The organism is Roseateles sp. P5_B10, assembly GCF_056400485.1.
Window position 1 is genome coordinate 1 of the sequence record NZ_JBFULE010001475.1, and the last position, 696, is coordinate 696.

General features: G+C 62.9%; 2 protein-coding genes. One reads left to right on the forward strand and one right to left on the reverse strand.

Features of this window, described 5'->3' with window-relative positions; translation table 11 throughout:
• Window positions 1–325, forward strand: a 325-nt coding sequence (locus AC1DU6_RS34065; protein ID WP_477862836.1) for a permuted SH3 domain-containing protein, incomplete at its 5' end; no start/stop codon positions are given.
• Window positions 326–340: 15 nt separating this feature from the next.
• Here AC1DU6_RS34065 and AC1DU6_RS34070 read toward each other — a convergent pair.
• The coding region (locus AC1DU6_RS34070; RefSeq protein WP_477862838.1) for a caspase family protein at window positions 341–696 on the reverse strand (356 nt) is incomplete at its 5' end.

Genomic DNA, 696 nt, shown 5'->3' on the forward strand with positions numbered 1-696 from the left:
CGGCCAGGTCGTGGTCTCGATCACCTCGGCCCGGCGGCTGATGAGCAATTCCTACGCGCGTGCCATCATCAAAACTGGCGAAAGCTGCGGCGTCTCAGTGCCATTGACTGCCGTTCTCTACAGTGCCGGCGGCACCGTCGTGCAGGTGGTCCGGCGGCAGCGTATCGAGACGCGGCGCGTCGAGGTCGGCCTGATGTCAGGCGGCCGTGTCGAAGTGCGTGAAGGTTTGAACGACGGCGATGTGATTGTCGCGCGCGCGGGAGCATTGCTGCGCGAAGGCGATCCGGTTCGTCCGGTAATGGCTAACGCAGACGCTAACAAGTAAACGCGATGGGAAAGCTTAGCTGCCGGCTTTGGCCGTTGCGCTGTCACCGAGCAGGATGTCCTCAACCAGTGACGACGACACCGCAGGAACCTGCTCACCGGCGGTCGCGCGGGTAACAGCAACGCGGGTGTTGGTGAAGACGGACTCGGCACTCGCCGGCTTGGCCTTCATGTTCTTCAGCAATTCGGTTGCGAGCAGGCTGTTCTGACCATCCACATCGTCGGCAACCTTGCCCGGCGTCGCCGAGGTCAGGATCAACGCATTCTCAGGAACATCGATCGGCGCGAGACCACGGGAGTAACCGCGGAAGCGACGCTCATAGGGATTGCGGCGGGACGCATCCAGCACGACCAGTTTGGCCTGGGCACCCT